The 19,610-nt window shown below is 60.3% G+C and carries 14 protein-coding genes, 2 tRNA genes and 1 pseudogene; 15 read left to right on the forward strand and 2 right to left on the reverse strand.

Annotated elements, in window-relative coordinates; all coding sequences use genetic code 11:
- Window position 1 precedes the first annotated feature (1 nt).
- From ASC85_RS03285 to ASC85_RS33720, 3 genes and pseudogenes are all read left to right on the forward strand, one after another.
- Complete coding sequence (locus ASC85_RS03285; protein WP_003186407.1) at window positions 2-1,294, forward strand: adenylosuccinate synthase; 1,293 nt, start codon at window positions 2-4, stop codon at window positions 1,292-1,294.
- A gap of 967 nt (window positions 1,295-2,261) precedes the next feature.
- Window positions 2,262-2,522: pseudogene (locus ASC85_RS33715) on the forward strand (HAMP domain-containing protein); the annotation flags it as partial.
- 108 nt (window positions 2,523-2,630) lie between these two features.
- A complete protein-coding gene (locus tag ASC85_RS33720; protein WP_373419639.1) occupies window positions 2,631-3,380 on the forward strand; it encodes a methyl-accepting chemotaxis protein in 750 nt (249 codons plus the stop codon).
- A 247-nt stretch (window positions 3,381-3,627) separates the two neighbouring features.
- Here the strand turns inward: ASC85_RS33720 and ASC85_RS03295 are convergent.
- Together ASC85_RS03295 and ASC85_RS03300 are read right to left on the reverse strand one after the other, a co-directional pair.
- Window positions 3,628-3,714, reverse strand: a tRNA-Leu gene (locus ASC85_RS03295).
- Window positions 3,715-3,890: 176 nt separating this feature from the next.
- Window positions 3,891-3,977 (reverse strand) — tRNA-Leu (locus ASC85_RS03300).
- Between the two features lie 226 nt (window positions 3,978-4,203).
- On the opposite strand from ASC85_RS03300, the gene rnr reads away from it, so the two are divergent.
- From rnr to ASC85_RS03360, 12 genes are all read left to right on the forward strand, one after another.
- A complete protein-coding gene (gene rnr, locus ASC85_RS03305; protein ID WP_057448262.1) occupies window positions 4,204-6,840 on the forward strand; it encodes a ribonuclease R in 2,637 nt (878 codons plus the stop codon).
- Window positions 6,837-7,595 (forward strand): 23S rRNA (guanosine(2251)-2'-O)-methyltransferase RlmB, encoded by a 759-nt coding sequence (gene rlmB, locus ASC85_RS03310; protein WP_057448263.1) that lies wholly within the window; start codon window positions 6,837-6,839, stop codon window positions 7,593-7,595. Before rnr ends, rlmB begins: the two co-directional genes overlap by 4 nt.
- A gap of 315 nt (window positions 7,596-7,910) precedes the next feature.
- The gene (rpsF, locus tag ASC85_RS03315; protein ID WP_003186395.1) at window positions 7,911-8,339 is read left to right on the forward strand and encodes a 30S ribosomal protein S6; all 429 of its coding nucleotides are present in this window, start codon (window positions 7,911-7,913) and stop codon (window positions 8,337-8,339) included.
- A gap of 28 nt (window positions 8,340-8,367) precedes the next feature.
- Window positions 8,368-8,598 (forward strand): 30S ribosomal protein S18, encoded by a 231-nt coding sequence (gene rpsR, locus ASC85_RS03320; protein ID WP_002551829.1) that lies wholly within the window; start codon window positions 8,368-8,370, stop codon window positions 8,596-8,598.
- Window positions 8,599-8,634: 36 nt separating this feature from the next.
- Window positions 8,635-9,525: a hypothetical protein gene (locus tag ASC85_RS03325; RefSeq protein WP_057448264.1), complete on the forward strand. Its 891-nt coding sequence runs from the start codon at window positions 8,635-8,637 to the stop codon at window positions 9,523-9,525.
- 18 nt (window positions 9,526-9,543) lie between these two features.
- The gene (gene rplI / locus ASC85_RS03330) at window positions 9,544-9,990 is read left to right on the forward strand and encodes a 50S ribosomal protein L9 (RefSeq protein WP_003197251.1); all 447 of its coding nucleotides are present in this window, start codon (window positions 9,544-9,546) and stop codon (window positions 9,988-9,990) included.
- Window positions 9,991-10,107: 117 nt separating this feature from the next.
- Window positions 10,108-11,505 carry a replicative DNA helicase gene (gene dnaB, locus ASC85_RS03335; protein ID WP_027911801.1) on the forward strand — a complete coding sequence of 466 codons (1,398 nt, stop codon included), beginning with the start codon at window positions 10,108-10,110 and terminating at the stop codon, window positions 11,503-11,505.
- Window positions 11,506-11,707: 202 nt separating this feature from the next.
- The gene (locus tag ASC85_RS03340; RefSeq protein ID WP_057448265.1) at window positions 11,708-14,008 is read left to right on the forward strand and encodes a YgiQ family radical SAM protein; all 2,301 of its coding nucleotides are present in this window, start codon (window positions 11,708-11,710) and stop codon (window positions 14,006-14,008) included.
- A 335-nt stretch (window positions 14,009-14,343) separates the two neighbouring features.
- Window positions 14,344-15,264, forward strand: a complete 921-nt coding sequence (locus ASC85_RS03345) for a hypothetical protein (RefSeq protein ID WP_057448266.1) — start codon at window positions 14,344-14,346, stop codon at window positions 15,262-15,264.
- Window positions 15,261-15,710 (forward strand): hypothetical protein, encoded by a 450-nt coding sequence (locus ASC85_RS03350; protein WP_057448267.1) that lies wholly within the window; start codon window positions 15,261-15,263, stop codon window positions 15,708-15,710. Before ASC85_RS03345 ends, ASC85_RS03350 begins: the two co-directional genes overlap by 4 nt.
- Before the next feature lie 110 nt (window positions 15,711-15,820).
- Window positions 15,821-16,102, forward strand: coding sequence for a hypothetical protein (locus ASC85_RS03355; protein WP_177343156.1), 282 nt, complete (start codon window positions 15,821-15,823; stop codon window positions 16,100-16,102).
- A gap of 174 nt (window positions 16,103-16,276) precedes the next feature.
- Entirely contained in the window at window positions 16,277-19,567 is a 3,291-nt protein-coding gene (locus ASC85_RS03360) for a transglutaminase family protein (protein WP_057448269.1), read from the forward strand.
- Window positions 19,568-19,610 lie beyond the last annotated feature (43 nt).

Here is a 19,610-nt window from a genome sequence, read left to right on the forward strand (position 1 = left end):
TATGGGTAAGAATGTCGTAGTCCTGGGCACCCAGTGGGGTGATGAGGGCAAAGGCAAGATCGTTGATCTGCTGACCGAACATGCTGCCGCCGTAGTGCGCTACCAGGGTGGCCACAACGCAGGTCACACCTTGGTGATCGACGGTGAAAAAACCGTTCTGCACCTGATTCCGTCGGGCGTACTGCGCGAAGGCGTCCAGTGCCTGATCGGCAACGGTGTGGTGGTTGCTCCCGACGCCTTGCTGCGGGAAATCATCAAGCTGGAAGAAAAAGGCGTGCCGGTGCGCGAGCGCCTGCGTATCAGCCCGTCCTGCCCGCTGATCCTGTCCTATCACGTCGCGCTGGACCAGGCCCGTGAAAAGGCCCGTGGCGAGCTGAAGATCGGCACCACCGGTCGCGGCATCGGCCCGGCCTACGAAGATAAAGTTGCCCGTCGTGGCCTGCGCATCGGTGACCTGTTCCACCGTGAGCGTTTCGCCGCCAAGCTGGGCGAGTTGCTGGACTACCACAACTTTGTCCTGGTCAATTACTACAAAGAACCGGCCATCGACTTCCAGAAAACCCTGGACGAGTGCATGGAGTACGCCGAGCTGCTCAAGCCGATGATGCTCGACGTCACTGCCGAGCTGCACGAGCTGCGTCGCGCTGGCAAGGACATCATGTTCGAAGGTGCCCAGGGTTCGCTGCTGGACATCGACCACGGTACCTATCCGTACGTCACCAGCTCCAACACCACCGCCGGCGGCATCGCCACCGGTTCGGGTTTCGGTCCGATGTATCTGGATTACATCCTGGGTATCACCAAGGCCTACACCACTCGCGTGGGTTCGGGTCCGTTCCCGACTGAGCTGTTCGACGACGTCGGCGCCTTCCTGGCCAAGCGTGGCCACGAGTTCGGTGCTACCACCGGCCGTGCCCGTCGTTGTGGCTGGTTCGATGCCGTCATCCTGCGTCGTGCCATCGACGTCAACAGCATCTCGGGCCTGTGCCTGACCAAGCTGGACGTGCTGGACGGCTTGGAAACCATCAACATCTGCGTGGGCTACAAGAACCAGGACGGCGCCGTCATCGACGCACCGACCGACGCCGACAGCTACATCGGCCTGGAGCCGGTGTACGAGCAGATGCCGGGCTGGACCGAATCGACCGTGGGCGCCAAGACCCTGGAAGAGCTGCCAGTGGCGGCTCGCAACTACATCAAGCGCGTTGAAGAGTTGGTCGGTGCGCCGATCGACATTATTTCGACGGGGCCGGATCGCAACGAAACCATCGTTCTGCGTCACCCGTTTGCCTGATAAGTCGTTGATGTAAAAAACAAAGGCCCCTCGTTTGGGGCCTTTGTCGTATCTGCCTGCCGAACGGCACGACCTTTGCTATGCATCGTTAACAATAAGTACTTCTTTGAAGTGCCATCAATTTAATGGCGTTTAGTAGAGGGATTCCCCTGTGTCGGCCGTTCTCTCACTGTTACAAAGCCGTCTATTGCGGCCTGTGTTCGTTACCCTGGGTATCGCCCTTTTGGTGCAAGTGCTCGTGGCTGTCGCGCTGACTCGAAGCACGGTCACCGCGCTGGAGGCCGAGCTAGGGGCCCGGCTGGGGGGTGATAGTCAGAAGCTGTCTGGCGAGCTGGAGCAGGCCGGACGCGAGGTCACCTCAAGCCTGGACAGTTTGTCTGTCAGCACTCGTCAGCGCCTCACCGCCGGTTTATCGACGCGCCTGAAGGACGAGCAGGCGCAGTTGCGCACGACCCTCGAGAAATCGCTCAAGGATTCCGCCAACGATATGGCGCAACTCCTGGCCTCGGTCGCGCCACGCGCCATGTGGGACAGCGACATACCGACCCTTTCCGAATTCGCCCGCCGGGCCCAGCGCAACCCCAATGTGTTGTTCGTTATTTATGACGATGCCAATGGTGAGCACCTGACTCGCTACCTGAATCGGGAAAACCCGATCAACAAGGCGCTGCTGGAGAAAGGCAAGGGCGAGCGGGCGTTGGACAAAGTGCTGGATGCGGCGAAGAGCGACCCGTCGGTGTATTACCTTGAGGCCTCGATCAGCCCCAACGGCGTAGAGATTGGCAAAGTATTGATGGGCGTTTCCACGGCTTCCGTTGACGCTGACCTGAAGGCGCTGGACCAACGCTTTTTGGCCTTGATCGCCAGCAGCGACCAGTTGGTCGGTGACAGCCTCAAGGGGGCGGCGGCCGACAGCGCCACCGCCATGCGCGGTCGTCTGGAGTCGGCCCAGGCCACCGCCACGCAGATGCAGACCAATACCGCCAGCACCGTGCAGGAAGCAGCAGGCACCTTGCGCTGGCGCATCGGCCTGGGCCTGGCGCTGGTGGGCTTTGGCGTGCTGGTGCTGCTGGCTGTGGTGCTGGGGCGTCGGGTGGTCAATCGCTTGAAGTTGCTGATCGCGGCCATGAATGACTTGGCGGCGGGCGAGGGTGACCTGACCAAGCGTGTGCAAATCAACAGCAAGGACGAAATCGGCGACATGGCCTCAGCGGTCAATCGCTTTGTGGATAAGTTGCAACCCATCGTGCGCGAGGCGGGTGATGTGGCCCAGCGTACCGGTGTGGAAATCGGTGCGATGACCTTGCGCAACTCTGGTGCCGATGCGGCGGCCGGGATGCAGCGAGATGAGGTGGCCGAGAGCCTGCGTGCGCTGTCGCAAATGGCGGATGAGGCTCAATCGGAAAGCCAGGCGATGCAGGCGGCTTTGCAGCAGGTGGTGGAGATCCGCCAGGCCACCGATGAAAACACCCGCACTTCGGCCAAGGTCGGTAGCTTGATCGAGGCGTTGGCCGGGCAGGTGGACACTGGGGCGAAAGTGATCGAGCGGCTGGCGCAGCAGAGCGAACAGATCGAAGTGGTGCTGACGGTGATTCACGGCATCGCCGAGCAGACTAACTTGTTGGCCTTGAACGCGGCCATCGAGGCGGCGCGGGCCGGGGAAACCGGGCGCGGGTTTGCTGTGGTGGCGGATGAGGTGCGGGCTCTGGCGAGCAAGACCCAAAGCTCAACGGGCGATATCCAGGCGCATATCGTGGCTTTGCAGCAGGGGGCTCGCGAGGCGGTGGCCGCTATCGGCCAGGCCGGGCGCCAGGCCAGCGAAGGCTTGTTGGTACTGCGAGACAGCGCGCGGTTGCAGCAGTCGGTGCAGGCATCCGTAGAGCAGGTGCATGCGGCCATCGGCTTGGCGACTCAGGCGGCGGCTCATCAGGCCCAGGGTGCGCAAGCGGTGCGCGGGCGGGTGGAAACCATTCACGCCCAGGCCGAGAAGGCGGCCCAGGCCGTGGTCGAGACCACCGCCAGCGGCAAGGTGCTCGACAACCTGGCGGCGCAGTTGAAGGCCAGCCTGGGGCAGTTCAGGGCCTGATCGGGCGGCTGGGCTGACCTCATCGCGAGCAAGCTCATGATGAGCTCTGTAGGAGCTGGCGAAGCCTGCGATCTTTTGATCTTTCACTCGCGATTCAATTGCCCGGAGAAAGATCGCAGCCTCGTTGCACTCGGCAGCTCCTACGGTTCGTGTTTGGCGGGAGAGAAGGGGTAAGGAGGCCAGAAACGCAAAAACCCGCTTTCGCGGGTTTCTGTGAGGTTCAAGGCCGTAACCTTGAAGCTTGAATTGGTGCCCAGAAGAAGACTCGAACTTCCACGACCTTGCGGTCACCAGCACCTGAAGCTGGCGTGTCTACCAATTTCACCATCTGGGCAGCATCTTCAGCGTTGCCGCTGTTGATGTGGCGCACTATACGGAGCGCATTTTGATCTGTAAACCCCTGTTTTTGTTTTAGTAATTGCCAAACGCAATTGCAGGGGCCAAAAATGCAAAAACCCGCTTTCGCGGGTTTTTGTTGAGCCTGCAGGCCATTGACCTGTTGCTCGAAATTGGTGCCCAGAAGAAGACTCGAACTTCCACGACCTTGCGGTCACCAGCACCTGAAGCTGGCGTGTCTACCAATTTCACCATCTGGGCAATATCGACATCGTGTGTACGTCGTCGATGGCGCGCACTATACGGAGCGTCTTTTTAACTGTAAACCCCTCCTGAGAAAAAAACCGCTAAATTTCACGAGCGGTGCTTTTCCGGGCTTCCAAGGCAGGCCAAATGGCTTTAGAAAAGCGATCGGATGCTTGAAATTTCCCGTTTCATTAAGCCTATGCCAAACTAACCCGCATATAGACAAGGTGAAAACTCTCTAATGGCCGATTGGCAGTCCCTCGATCCCGAGGCCGCTCGTGAAGCGGAAAAATATGAAAACCCTATTCCTAGCCGCGAACTGATCCTGGCGCATCTCGCCGATCGGGGTTCGCCTGCTAGCCGCGAGCAGTTGGTCGAAGAGTTCGGTCTGACCACCGAGGACCAACTCGAAGCCCTGCGCCGCCGTCTGCGCGCCATGGAGCGCGACGCTCAACTGATCTACACCCGGCGCGGCACCTATGCGCCGGTGGACAAGCTCGACCTGATCCTGGGCCGCATCGCCGGTCACCGTGACGGCTTCGGTTTCCTGATCCCGGACGACGGCAGCGACGACCTGTTCATGAGCCCGGCGCAAATGCGCCTGGTGTTCGACGGTGACCGTGCCCTGGCCCGTGTTTCCGGCCTGGACCGTCGTGGTCGCCGTGAAGGCGTGATCGTCGAAGTGGTGTCTCGTGCCCACGAATCCATCGTCGGCCGTTACTTCGAAGAAGGCGGTATCGGTTTTGTTGTGCCGGATAACCCGAAGGTCCAGCAGGAAGTGCTGATTACCCCGGGCCGTAATGGCGCCGCCAAGGTGGGTCAGTTCGTCGAGGTGAAAATCACCCACTGGCCGACTGCGCGCTTCCAGCCCCAGGGCGATATCGTTGAAGTGGTCGGCAACTACATGGCGCCGGGCATGGAGATTGACGTCGCGCTGCGCACCTACGACATCCCTCACGTCTGGCCCGAAGCTGTGCTCAAGGAAGCCGCCAAGCTCAAGCCGGAAGTTGAAGAGAAAGATAAAGAAAAACGCATCGACCTGCGCCATCTGCCGTTCGTCACTATTGACGGCGAAGATGCCCGCGACTTCGACGATGCGGTCTACTGCGAAGCCAAGCCTGGCAAGCTGCGCCTGTTCTCCGGCGGCTGGAAGTTGTTCGTCGCGATTGCCGACGTGTCCAGCTACGTGAAGATCGGTTCGGCTCTGGATAACGAAGCCCAGGTGCGCGGCAACTCCGTGTATTTCCCTGAGCGCGTGATCCCGATGCTGCCCGAGCAGCTGTCCAACGGCCTGTGCTCGCTGAATCCGAAAGTCGACCGTTTGGCCATGGTGTGCGAGATGACCATCTCCAAAACCGGCGAAATGACCGACTACCAGTTCTACGAAGCGGTGATCCACTCCCAGGCGCGCCTGACCTACAACAAGGTCAGCACCATCCTGGAAACGCCGAAGACCAGTGAAGCCAAGGCCCTGCGTACCGAATACGCTGGCGTGGTGCCGCACCTCAAGCAGCTGTACTCGCTGTACAAGGTGTTGCTGGGTGCCCGTCACGTGCGTGGCGCGATCGATTTCGAGACCCAGGAAACCCGGATTGTCTTTGGTTCCGAGCGCAAGATCGCCGCAATCACCCCGACGACCCGCAACGATGCGCACAAGCTGATCGAAGAGTGCATGCTGGCGGCCAACGTGGCCACCGCGGAATTCCTCAAGAAGCACGAGATTCCTGCGTTGTACCGCGTGCACGACGGCCCGCCGCCGGAGCGTCTGGAAAAACTGCGCGCCTTCCTCGGCGAGCTCGGCCTGTCCCTGCACAAAGGCAAGGATGGCCCGACGCCGAAGGACTACCAGGCACTGCTGGCCAGCATCAAGGACCGTCCGGATTACCATGTGATCCAGACCGTGATGCTGCGCTCCCTGAGCCAGGCGGTTTACAGCGCCGACAACCAGGGCCACTTTGGCCTGAATTACGAGGCGTACACCCACTTCACCTCGCCGATTCGCCGTTACCCGGACCTGCTCACGCACCGCGCGATCCGCAGCGTGATCCATTCCAAGCAGAACACCCCGCACGTCAAGCGCGCCGGTGCCATGACCATTCCGAAGGCACGGATCTATCCGTACGACGAGGCGGGCCTGGAGCAGTTGGGCGAGCAGTGCTCCATGAGCGAGCGCCGCGCCGACGAAGCTACCCGCGACGTGGTGAACTGGCTCAAGTGCGAGTTCATGAAAGACCGCGTGGGCGAGTCGTTCCCTGGCGTGATCACTGCAGTGACCGGCTTTGGTTTGTTTGTCGAGCTGACCGACATCTACGTCGAGGGCTTGGTGCACGTCACCGCCTTGCCGGGTGATTACTACCACTTCGATCCTGTGCACCACCGCCTGGCGGGCGAGCGCACCGGTCGCAGCTTCCGTCTGGGCGACACCGTGGAAGTGCAGGTCATGCGCGTCGACCTCGATGAACGCAAGATCGACTTCGGGATGTCTGACAAGCCCGCCGAAGCACCGACTGGCCGTAAAAAGCGTGGCAACGAGACGGCAGCGCCTGCGACCAAAGGTAAAGGTAAAGGTGCTCCTGCAAAAACCGCAGAGCCTGAGCCAGCCAGGGCCGGTCGCCGTTCGTCTGTCAAGGACAAGGCTCCCGAAGCCTACCGCCCCAGCGACGCTGCGGCGAAAAACGCCGAACTGCGCAAGAGCCGCGAGTTGAAGCAGCAGTTGCTCAACGAAGCCAAAAGCGGTGGTAAAGCGGCGTCTGGGGGAAAGTCCCACGGGGCGGAAAAACCGTCGAGCAAGCCAAGTAAACACCGTAAAGGCCCGCCAAAAGCGGGTTCGGCCCCCGCGAAAAGCGGTGGGTCGCGCAAACCGAAGGCCAAGTCATGAGTCTGGAAAAAATCTACGGCGTGCACGCCGTAGAAGCACTGCTGCGTCACCACCCTAAACGTGTCAAGCAAGTATGGTTGGCGGAAGGTCGCAGCGAGCCGCGTGTGCAAGCGCTGGTCGAACTGGCCACCCAAAACAAGGTCGCCATCGGCCAGGCCGAGCGTCGTGAAATGGACGTGTGGGTCGAAGGCGTTCACCAGGGTGTGGTTGCGGACGTAAGCCCGAGCCAGGTCTGGGGCGAGGCGATGCTCGACGAACTGCTCGATCGCACCGAAGGCGCGCCCTTGCTGCTGGTGCTGGACGGCGTGACCGACCCGCATAACCTCGGCGCGTGCCTACGTTCGGCGGATGCGGCGGGTGCGTTGGCGGTGATCGTGCCTAAAGACAAGTCGGCAACCTTGACGCCGGCTGTGCGTAAGGTCGCCTGCGGCGCGGCGGAAGTGATTCCGCTGGTGGCGGTGACCAACCTGGCGCGCACCCTGGAAAAACTCCAGCAGCGCGGCTTGTGGGTGGTCGGCACGGCAGGCGAAGCCGAGGTCAGCATTTATGACCAGGACCTGACGGGCCCGACGATCCTGATCATGGGGGCCGAAGGCAAGGGCATGCGCCGCTTGACCCGCGAGCATTGCGACTACCTGGTCAAGCTGCCGATGGTCGGCAGCGTCAGCAGCCTCAACGTTTCGGTTGCGACTGGCGTGTGCCTGTTCGAAGCGCTGCGCCAGCGCAGCGTCAAGCCTGCTACCAAAAAGCCCTGACATACCCATGTAGGAGCTGACGAGTGCAACGAGGCTGCGATCTTGTCCCTGACAGTTGAGTCTCAAGCGAAAGATCAAGATCAAGATCAAAAGATCGCAGCCTTCGGCAGCTCCTGCATTTTTCAGCCTCGCAATCGTCAGTGGCTGTTCAAATAATCGCCAATTGCCTTGCACCTCTCTCAGCCCTTCTCTACAATTGCGCCCCTTGCTGTGATGGCAGGCACTTATGTGTCTAGCGTCCACAAGTCCATAAGTGTCATTCACTCCTTGTCTGACCGTTTTTGAGCGGCAGGCTACAACCCGTAAGGAGCATTCATGCGTCATTACGAAATCATCTTTTTGGTCCACCCGGATCAAAGCGAGCAAGTCGGCGGCATGGTTGAGCGTTACACCAAGCTGATCGAAGAAGACGGCGGCAAAATCCACCGTCTGGAAGATTGGGGCCGTCGTCAACTGGCCTACGCAATCAACAATGTTCACAAGGCTCACTACGTGATGCTGAACGTTGAGTGCACTGGCAAGGCCCTGGCCGAGCTGGAAGACAACTTCCGCTACAACGATGCAGTGATCCGTAACCTGGTCATCCGTCGCGAAGAAGCCGTCACCGGCCAATCCGAGATGCTCAAGGCTGAAGAAAACCGCAGTGAGCGCCGTGAGCGTCGCGACCGTCCTGAGCACTCTGACAGCGCCGATGGCGATGACAGCGATAGCGACAGCGACAACAGCGATAACGCTGACGAGTAATCCACGGACCTTTTAAGGAGCCAATCACATGGCACGTTTCTTCCGTCGTCGTAAATTCTGCCGCTTCACCGCTGAAGACGTGAAAGAGATCGATTACAAAGATCTCAACACTCTGAAAGCCTACGTATCCGAGACCGGCAAAATCGTTCCAAGCCGTATCACCGGTACCAAAGCTCGTTATCAGCGTCAGCTGGCCACCGCTATCAAGCGCGCCCGCTTCCTGGCCCTGCTGGCCTACACCGACAGCCACGGCCGCTGAGACCGGGCAGTCGACGAGTAGTAAGGGATTGAATGCATGCGCGCCTTAGCTGACTTCATCATGCGGGGACGTGTGCAGGCCACGTTGGTTGTGGCCGGATCCGCGGCATTGCCGCTGTTGTTCTGGTTGAGTGCCGCCGCTGGGTGCCTTGTGCTCCTGCGGCGCGGTTCGGACGCCTTGAGCGTCCTGGGTATCGGGATGTTGTCAGCGTTGGTGAGCTGGTACTTCCTGAAAGACCCGACAACACTCCTGGTGTTGCTCGGGGCTTGTGGCCTGGCGTTGGTTCTGCGCGCCGGACATACCTGGAACCGCGTGCTGCTATGCAGCGTGGCCGTGGGGTTGTTGTGTGCGGTGAGCCTGGGAACTGTATTCAGTTCCTTCATCGAGTCACTGGCGCAGACGTTCGAAGACGTCCTGCCGCTGGCGATGGGTGGGGTCTACGAGACGTTCTCGGCAGACCAGAAGGCGTTGTTCACCGCCCTGAGCGCTCCGCTGATGATCATCTCGATAGCGTTATCGTCGCAGATCTTTAGCGTGCTGTGCCTGATTCTTGGGCGCTATTGGCAGGCGTTGTTGTATAACCCCGGTGGTTTCGGTCGCGAATTTCGCGCCATCCGATTCCCCAAGAGCGTGGCGCTGTCACTGCTGGCCGTCATGTGTGTTGCCCCGTTTTTCGGGCTGCATGCACTGATCCTGTTGCCGTTGTGCGGTGTACCGCTGGTCTTCGCCGGCCTGGCCCTGATTCACGGGCTGGTGGCGCAGAAACGACTGGCCACTTTCTGGCTGGTGGGGATGTACGTGACGTTGTTGCCTTTCATGCACTTGCTCGGTCCGTTGCTCGTGGTCATGGCCATCGTTGACAGCCTGATTGATTTTCGCGGTCGTATGGCGTCGAAAGACGCCGACAACGCGAACGGTGAAGGTTAAAAGTTAGAGGATTTTCACATGCAACTGATCCTTCTGGAAAAAGTCACCAACCTGGGCAACCTGGGTGACAAAGTAAACGTTAAGGCCGGTTACGGTCGTAACTACCTGCTGCCTTACGGCAAAGCCACCGCTGCGACCGCTGCCAACCTGGCTGCGTTCGAAGAGCGTCGTGCTGAGCTGGAAAAAGCTGCCGCAGACCGTAAAACCTCGGCTGAAAGCCGTGCTGCCCAACTGGCCGAGCTGGAAGTGACCATCACTGCCACCGCTGGCGACGAAGGCAAGCTGTTCGGTTCGATCGGTACTCACGACATCGCTGACGCACTGACCGCCTCCGGCGTTGAAGTTGCGAAAAGCGAAGTTCGTCTGCCGAACGGCACCATCCGCAACGTAGGCGAATTCGACGTAGCCGTGCACCTGCACGCCGAAGTTGAAGCCACCGTACGCGTTGTCGTGGTAGCAGCCTAAGCAACACCTGTCGGTTGGCACCCTCGGGTGCTTGCCGGTAACATCGGGCACGATCCTGTTTACAGGTCGTGCCCTTTGTCTTTCTGCAATTCCTGATTTTCATAACCAGAAGTGGCCATGAACGAAATCACCGCTCCCGAGCAATACGATCTGCAAACCGCTGCCCTGAAGGTGCCTCCGCATTCCATCGAGGCCGAACAGGCTGTGCTCGGTGGCCTGATGCTGGACAACAACGCCTGGGAGCGTGTGCTCGATCAAGTCTCCGACGGCGATTTCTACCGGCATGACCACCGTCTGATTTTCCGTGCGATCGCCCGTCTGGCCGATCAGAACATGCCGATCGACGTCGTGACCCTGGCCGAGCAATTGGACAAGGAAGGGCAAACGTCCCAGGTCGGCGGCCTCGGTTACCTGGGCGAACTGGCGAAAAACACGCCGTCGGTCGCCAACATCAAGGCCTATGCCCAGATCGTGCGTGAGCGGGCGACCTTGCGCCAGTTGATCGGCATCAGCACCGAAATCGCCGACAGCGCCTTCAACCCGGAAGGCCGCACCGCCGCCGAGATTCTTGACGAAGCCGAACGGCAGATCTTCCAGATCGCCGAGGCCCGCCCGAAAACCGGCGGCCCGGTCAGCGTCAACGACCTGTTGACCAAGGCCATCGACCGCATCGACACCTTGTTCAACACCGACAACGCCATCACCGGCCTGTCCACCGGTTATACCGACCTCGATGAGAAGACCAGCGGCCTGCAACCGTCCGACCTGATCATTGTCGCCGGCCGTCCGTCCATGGGTAAGACCACCTTTGCGATGAACCTGGTGGAAAACGCCGTGCTGCGCAGCGACAAGGCGGTCTTGGTGTACTCCCTCGAGATGCCAGGCGAATCGCTGATCATGCGTATGCTTTCGTCCCTGGGGCGTATCGACCAGACCAAGGTCCGTTCCGGCCAGCTGGAAGACGACGACTGGCCGCGCCTGACGTCGGCGGTCAACCTGCTCAACGATCGCAAGCTGTTCATCGACGATACAGCCGGTATCAGTCCGTCGGAAATGCGCGCCCGGACCCGTCGCCTGGTGCGTGAGCACGGTGACATCGCGCTGATCATGATCGACTACCTGCAGTTGATGCAGATCCCTGGTTCCAGCGGCGACAACCGGACCAACGAGATTTCCGAAATCTCCCGTTCCCTCAAGGCCCTGGCCAAGGAATTCAACTGCCCGGTGGTGGCACTTTCCCAGTTGAACCGTTCCCTGGAACAGCGCCCCAACAAGCGTCCGGTGAACTCCGACTTGCGGGAATCCGGAGCGATCGAGCAGGACGCCGACGTCATCATGTTCGTGTACCGCGACGAGGTGTATCACCCCGAGACGGAGCACAAGGGCATCGCCGAAATCATCATCGGCAAGCAGCGGAACGGCCCGATCGGCTTCATCCGCCTGGCGTTCATCGGTAAATACACCCGCTTCGAGAACCTGGCGCCGGGTAGCTACAATTTTGACGACGATGAGTAAGTTCTTCATCGTCTGATCCGGCCTTATCGTCGGAACGCCGCCCGGAGCAGGCTCGCTCCCACCTTGGAATACATTCCTCTGTGGGAGCGAGCCTGCTCGCGAAAGGTGCGCCACCAATTTCCGACCATAGCCGTCGGAATTGGTTATTTTTTGTGCTATATTCCGCGCCCGCGATTTTTCATCTTTTATACCGGTTATCGACATGCAAGCAGCCAAGCCGTTATTTGACTATCCCAAGTACTGGGCCGAATGTTTCGGCCCGGCACCGTTCCTGCCCATGAGCAGGGAGGAGATGGATCAGCTCGGCTGGGATTCGTGCGACATCATCATCGTGACCGGTGATGCCTACGTCGATCACCCGTCGTTCGGCATGGCGATCATTGGCCGTTTGCTGGAAGCCCAGGGCTTTCGCGTCGGGATCATTGCCCAGCCGAACTGGCAGTCCAAAGACGATTTCATGAAGCTTGGCGAGCCCAACCTGTTTTTCGGTGTCGCGGCCGGCAACATGGACTCGATGATCAACCGCTACACCGCCGACAAGAAAATCCGCTCCGATGACGCCTACACCCCGGGCGGCATGGCGGGCAAACGGCCGGACCGTGCGAGCCTGGTCTACAGCCAGCGCTGCAAGGAAGCCTACAAGCATGTGCCGATCGTGCTGGGTGGCATCGAAGCGTCGCTGCGCCGTATCGCTCACTACGATTACTGGCAGGACCGGGTCCGCAACTCGATCCTGATCGATGCCTGTGCCGACATCCTGCTTTACGGCAACGCCGAGCGGGCGATCGTCGAAGTCGCCCAGCGCCTGTCCTACGGCCACAAGATCGAAGACATTACCGATGTACGCGGTACGGCCTTCATCCGTCGTGATACGCCGAAAGACTGGTACGAAGTCGACTCCACGCGCATCGACCGTCCGGGCAAGATCGACAAGATCATCAACCCGTACGTTAACACCCAAGATACCCAAGCCTGCGCCATCGAGCAGGAGAAGGGGCCGGTTGAAGACCCGAGCGAAGCCAAGGTCGTGCAGATCCTGGCGAGCCCGAAAATGACCCGCGACAAGACCGTGATCCGTCTGCCATCGGTGGAAAAGGTTCGTGGCGACGCGGTGCTCTACGCTCACGCCAACCGCGTGCTCCACCTGGAAACCAACCCAGGCAATGCCCGCGCCCTGGTGCAGAAGCACGGCGAAGTCGATGTCTGGTTCAATCCGCCGCCCATTCCGATGACCACCGAAGAAATGGACTACGTGTTTGGCATGCCTTACGCACGTGTCCCCCATCCGGCGTATGGCAAGGAGAAGATCCCGGCCTACGAGATGATCCGTTTCTCGGTGAACATCATGCGTGGCTGCTTCGGCGGCTGCACGTTCTGCTCGATCACCGAACACGAAGGCCGGATTATCCAGAACCGTTCCGAAGAGTCGATCATTCGCGAGATCGAAGAGATCCGCGACAAGGTCCCGGGCTTCACCGGAGTCATTTCCGACCTCGGCGGCCCGACCGCGAACATGTACCGCATCGCCTGCAAGAGCCCGGAAATCGAATCCGCGTGCCGCAAGCCATCGTGCGTGTTCCCCGGCATCTGCCCGAACCTGAACACTGACCATTCTTCGCTGATCCAGCTGTACCGCAGCGCCCGGGCCTTGCCTGGGGTGAAGAAGATCCTGATTGCCTCCGGCCTGCGTTACGACTTGGCGGTCGAGTCGCCGGAATACGTCAAGGAACTGGTGACCCACCACGTCGGCGGTTACCTGAAGATCGCTCCGGAGCATACCGAGGAAGGCCCGCTCAACCAGATGATGAAGCCGGGCATCGGCAGCTATGACAAATTCAAGCGGATGTTCGAGAAGTACACCAAGGAAGCCGGGAAAGAGCAGTACCTGATTCCGTACTTCATCGCCGCCCACCCGGGCACCACCGACGAAGACATGATGAACCTGGCGCTGTGGCTCAAGGGCAACGGTTTCCGGGCCGACCAGGTGCAGGCGTTCTATCCGTCGCCGATGGCCACGGCGACCGCCATGTACCACTCGGGCAAGAACCCGCTGCGCAAGGTCACCTACAAGAGCGACGCGGTGACCATCGTCAAGAGCGAGGAGCAGCGCCGCCTGCACAAGGCCTTCCTGCGCTATCACGACCCCAAGGGCTGGCCGATGCTGCGCGAAGCGCTGACCCGCATGGGCCGTGCCGACCTGATCGGGCCGGGCAAGAACCAACTGATTCCGTTGCACCAGCCGGCCACCGACAGCTACCAGAGCGCCCGTCGCAAGAACTCGACGCCAGCCGGCAGCCACAAGGTGGGCAAGGAAACCACTAAGATCCTGACCCAGCACACCGGCCTGCCACCGCGCGCCAGCGACGGCGGCAACCCGTGGGACAAGCGCGAGCAGGCCAAGGCTGCGGCCTTCGCCCGCAACCAGCAGGCCGCCAAGGAACGCAAGGACGCCGCCAAGGGCAAGGGCCCAAAACCGGCGCGCAAGCCTGTCGTGCCACGCTGATCGCCACGCCGCCTCGCAAAACGCCAGCCTTAAGTGCTGGCGTTTTGCTTTCTAGCGGCGGTGCTGGCCGTTTGTTATCGTGGCGCCCGCGTAGCCCTTGCTCCCGCTCGGCGGCGTAGGAACTGTGTAGAAGCTATGTAGGAGCTATGTAGGAGCTGTCGAGTGCAACGAGGCTGCGATCTTTCCCCAGCCACTTGAATCTCAAGCGAAAGATCAAAAGATCAAAAGATCGCAGCCTTCGGCAGCTCCTACAGAGCCCAGCGAGAGCAAGCTCCCTCGCCACAGGGTTCAGTGTGGATAAAGATTCACCCCTCCGATTCTCAAGGACGATTCATATGAGCACTCCGTTACCCGGCATCGGCATGGACAACAGCATCTCCCAGATGATGGCCCGCCGCCGTATTGAAAGCCAAATCAACCTGCCGCGGCTGTTCGCCGCCATTGACGCCGATCCGAGTATCGTCGGTGCAGGTGTGGTGTATATCGATGCTGAGTTCAATGTAGTGACCCTGCGTGAGTTCAAGCCGATCTGCAGCATCAAACCCAAACGGATCATCTTGCGCGAGGCACAGAAGTACATTGCACCGGCTCAGTTTGCCCAGCAGGTACAGGACAATCCTCGTGAATCGCGATTGGTCGGTGAAGCTATCAATACCACCTTGTCGTGTGCGGGGGCCGTTATCGGTTGGGTAGTGGTGCTCAGTGGCTCTGTGGCTATCCCGTTTTCAGCGGGGGCCAGTACCGTGATCGCAGCTCTGGGCTATACCGCTGCCGCGGCGAGCACCGCCCAGTGTTTTGCGAGCGGTTATCGCGCGCGCAATGAAATAGTTAATCCTGCCCGAAATGATCAACTCGACAGTGAAGAGTGGTACCAGTACACGATGATCGCGCTGGATGCCGCGTCGTTGGTGGGGGTGGGGGCATCTTCGCTGACGACCCTCAAACTGGTCAGGTTGAATAAGGCTGCAACGGGCAAAAGTGTCAGAGAGGTGCTCAGGGGCTTGAATCGACAGGAGCGAGCCAAATTGACCAAGGAGCTGTTGAGTATCAACGACCCTCGCTTGACCTCAAAGATGCTTAAGTTGAAGCAGTTGTCTGGTGAGTTACCCAAGCGTTTCACACCCACTCAGGTCAAGCACGCAACTGTCACGCAGATACGGGACGCCCTGGGAGCCTCTATCGGCTTCACTGGAAGTGCGATTTCCGGAAATGTTCGAACTATCGCTGTAGGCCTGTACGAGGAGATCGATCAGTGAATGATCTGCCCAGCATCCGTGGTTTTTTGTCCAGGTACTTCCCCGTCTTCATGGGGGCAATCTTTGCATCGGTCTTTTCCCTGATTTTTGCTGTTCCGTTGTTTTTTGAAAGCTATTTTCGAGACCTCTCCTTGGCTGACAGCACCAAGTGGTCTTTTCTGGTGGGGATCGCGCTTACCTTCATCCTTGTGCATTGCAACTTCATGATTGCGCGCGGGCGTCCACAATGGGTGTGGCCGTTGGCGGTGGTGTTGGGACTTTGTTTTTTATGTGTGCTGCCCACAATCGAATATCGGCCTAATAAGCTTATTTATAGTTTGAGTTTGCTTTTTCCATTGCTTGCTCTGTTGCTGCTCAACAGCAAGCGCCATCGCGAAATGCGCCAGAAATTATTGGAAGTCCGTCATCTGCGCCAAGCCGCTATCGCCAAGCACAGAGCCCGATAGGCATCACCCGGGAACAGGTAGCAGTTTGTCGGGGAAACCTGCGGACAATCGCCGTGGGCTTATATAAGGAAGTTGCATAATGGATCGAAAGTCTTCCTTGGGCGCTTTCCTTGCTCACTATTTTCCAGCCTTCATCTGTGCCTTTTTTATGGAGGTCATGGGGTGTCTGGGTGATCGTCGCGTTTTACGTGCTTTGCTTCCTTACGGTCCTTCCCAGCCATGGCTACGAGCCGCATCCCGTCGTCTATATGACGGGTGTATTGTTTCCATTACTAGGACTGCTACTCCTCAACAGCAAACGCCACCGCGAGATGCGCAGCAAACTGCTAGAAATCCGCCGCCAACGCGAACTCATCATCCAGGCTGCCAAGGCCCCACGCACGCGCCGCTGAGTCGATTCGCTACCTCTGCGCCACATTTATGTGCGCCTCTTTGCACCCGAATGCGAGCAGCGCGCGTTTTTAGTGCTCTACTGCCTTGAGTAGACAAAGAAAGTGTCCGACCTGCCTGCATGGCATAAGTCTTGCGCCGCTTTCGATAACGCCCAGGCTCGCAGGAGGCACGTCGTGTCGATCCATGTCGCATTGCATCACGTCACGCATTACCGCTACGACCGCGCCGTCGAACTCGGCCCGCAGATCGTTCGCCTGCGCCCGGCGGCCCACAGCCGCACGCGGATTCTTTCCTATTCGCTGAAGGTTTCGCCCGAGCAGCATTTCATCAACTGGCAGCAGGACCCCCAGGGCAATTACCTGGCGCGGTTGGTGTTTCCCGAGAAAACCCGGGAGATGCGCATCGAGGTCGATCTGTTGGCGGAAATGGCGGTGTTCAATCCGTTCGACTTCTTCCTCGAGCCCTACGCCGAAAAGATTCCGTTCGCCTACGCGGCCGACGAGCGCAAGGAGCTGGCGCCTTACCTGGAAACCCTGCCGCTGACGCCGAAATTCCAGGCCTATCTGGACGGCATCGACCGCACGCCGTTGCCCGCGGTGGATTTTTTGGTGGCGCTCAACCAGCGCCTGAGCGAAGACATCAATTACCTGATTCGCATGGAGCCGGGCGTGCAGACCCCGGAGCATACCCTTGAGCACGCGTCCGGCTCTTGCCGCGACTCGGCCTGGCTGTTGGTGCAGCTGTTGCGCAACCTTGGCTTGGCTGCGCGTTTCGTTTCCGGTTACCTGATCCAGTTGACCGCCGATGTGAAAAGCCTCGATGGCCCGTCCGGCACTGACGTGGATTTCACCGACTTGCATGCCTGGTGCGAGGTCTACCTGCCCGGTGCCGGCTGGATCGGCCTGGATGCGACGTCCGGGCTGTTCGCCGGTGAAGGCCATATCCCGTTGGCCTGTAGTCCCGATCCGTCCTCGGCGGCCCCGATCAGTGGCTTGGTGGAACCTTGCGAATGTGAGTTCAGCCACGAAATGTCCGTCGAGCGGGTCTGGGAAGCGCCGCGGGTGACCAAGCCTTACACCGATGCACAGTGGCTGGCGATCCAGGCACTGGGACGGCAGATCGATGCCGACCTGTTGGAAGGCGACGTGCGCCTGACCATGGGTGGCGAACCGACCTTTGTCTCCATCGATGACCCGGATGGCGCCGAGTGGAACACCGCGGCACTCGGGCCGGACAAACGCCGGCTCTCCGCCGAGCTGTTCCAGCGCATGCGCAAGCACTATGCGCCCAAGGGGCTGGTGCATTTCGGCCAGGGCAAGTGGTACCCCGGCGAGCAATTGCCGCGCTGGTCGCTCAACTGCTATTGGCGGCGCGACGGGGTGCCGATCTGGCACAACAGCGCGTTGATCGCCGATGAGCAGGAGGACTACGGCGCCGATGGCGAACTGGCCGGGCGTTTCCTGGCGAGCGTTGCCGAGCGTTTGAAAATTCCTGCGCGGTTCGTGTTTCCGGCCTACGAAGACAACTTCTATTACCTCTGGCGCGAAGGTGCATTGCCTTCGAATGTCACGGCCGAGGACCCACGCCTGGAGGACGCCCTGGAGCGTGCACGGTTGCGCAAGGTCTTCAACCAGGGCCTGGACAAGGTCATCGGCCAGGTCCTGCCGTTGGCCCGTACTGCCAAGGGCGATCAATGGCAAAGCGGTCGCTGGTACCTGCGCGATAACCACTGCCGCCTGGTGCCGGGGGATTCGCCCCTGGGCTATCGACTGCCACTGGCCTCCCAGCCTTGGGTGACGGCGGCCGAGTACCCGTTCATCCACCCCACCGACCCGAACCAGGACTTGCCCGAGCTGCCCGGCACCGAGCAACTGGCGCGTCACGGCGAGCCGGCGGCCGAGCAGGAGCGTGTCCCGGAGATCGATAAATCCGCCGACTGGCTGACCCGCACCGCCTTCTGTGCCGAGGCCCGCGAAGGCCGGTTGTACCTGTTCATGCCGCCACTGGAGCGGGTCGAGGATTACCTGGAACTGGTCAGCGCCATCGAGGCGACGGCTGAGGAACTGCACTGTCCGGTGCTGTTGGAGGGCTACGAGCCACCGAGCGACCCGCGCCTGGGCAATTTCCGCATCACCCCCGACCCGGGTGTGATCGAGGTCAACGTGCAGCCCTCGGCGACCTGGGATGAGTTGGTCGAGCGCACTGAGTTTTTATACGAAGAAGCGCGACAGACCCGACTGACCACCGAGAAATTCATGATCGATGGGCGGCACACTGGCACCGGCGGCGGTAACCATTTCGTACTGGGTGGCGCGACACCGGCTGACTCGCCGTTTCTGCGGCGTCCCGACCTGCTGCGCAGCCTGATCAGTTACTGGCATAACCATCCGTCGTTGTCCTACCTGTTTTCCGGATTGTTCATCGGCCCGACCTCCCAGGCGCCTCGCGTGGACGAGGCGCGCAACGACGCGTTGTACGAACTGGAAATCGCTTTCGCGCAAATGCCACAGCCCGGCGAGGAATGCCCACCGTGGTTGGTCGATCGCCTGTTGCGCAACCTGTTGATCGACGTGACCGGCAATACCCACCGTGCCGAATTCTGCATCGACAAACTCTATTCACCAGACGGTGCCACCGGGCGTCTAGGCCTGTTGGAGTTGCGTGCTTTCGAGATGCCACCCCACGCCCGCATGAGCCTGGCCCAACAATTACTGCTGCGGGCGCTGGTGGCGCGGTTCTGGCGTGAGCCTTATGCGCCGGCGAAACTGGCGCGCTGGGGCACCGAGCTGCATGACCGGTTCCTGTTGCCGCACTTTATCGAGCAGGATTTTGCCGACGTCATCCATGAGCTGAACGCCGCCGGCTACCCGCTGCGGGCCGAGTGGTTCGCCGCGCACCTGGAGTTCCGCTTCCCCAAGGTGGGCGATTACGCGGTCAGCGGTATCGAGCTGCAATTGCGCCAAGCCCTCGAGCCTTGGCATGTGCTGGGGGAAGAGGGCGCGGTGGGCGGCACCGTGCGTTATGTGGACTCCTCCCTGGAGCGCTTGCAGGTCAAGCTCAGCGGCCTGGCGCCGCAACGCTACCTGCTGACCTGCAATGGCGTGCCCGTGCCGTTGCAACCCACCGGTCGGGTCGGCGAGTTCGTCGCCGGGGTGCGTTTCCGCGCCTGGCAACCGGCCAACTGCCTGCAACCGACCATCCCGGTGCATGCGCCGCTGGTCTTCGATTTGCTCGACACCTGGATGCAACGTTCCGTGGGCGGCTGCCAGTATCACGTGGCCCATCCGGGCGGGCGCAACTACGACAGCCTGCCGGTGAATGCCAACGAGGCCGAGAGCCGGCGGATGGCGCGTTTCTTCCGTATCGGACACACGCCTGGGAAACTTCCGATACCCAGCCTGGCCATGGATGACGAGTTTCCGCTCACACTCGATCTGCGACGTTTTCCAAAAGCTTCAATGTAGGAGCTGTGTAGGCGTAGGCGCTGTGTAGGAGCTGTGTAGGAGC

Origin of the sequence: Pseudomonas sp. Root401 (genome assembly GCF_001425105.1) — a bacterium.
Taxonomy (GTDB): Bacteria; Pseudomonadota; Gammaproteobacteria; order Pseudomonadales; family Pseudomonadaceae; genus Aquipseudomonas; species Aquipseudomonas brassicacearum.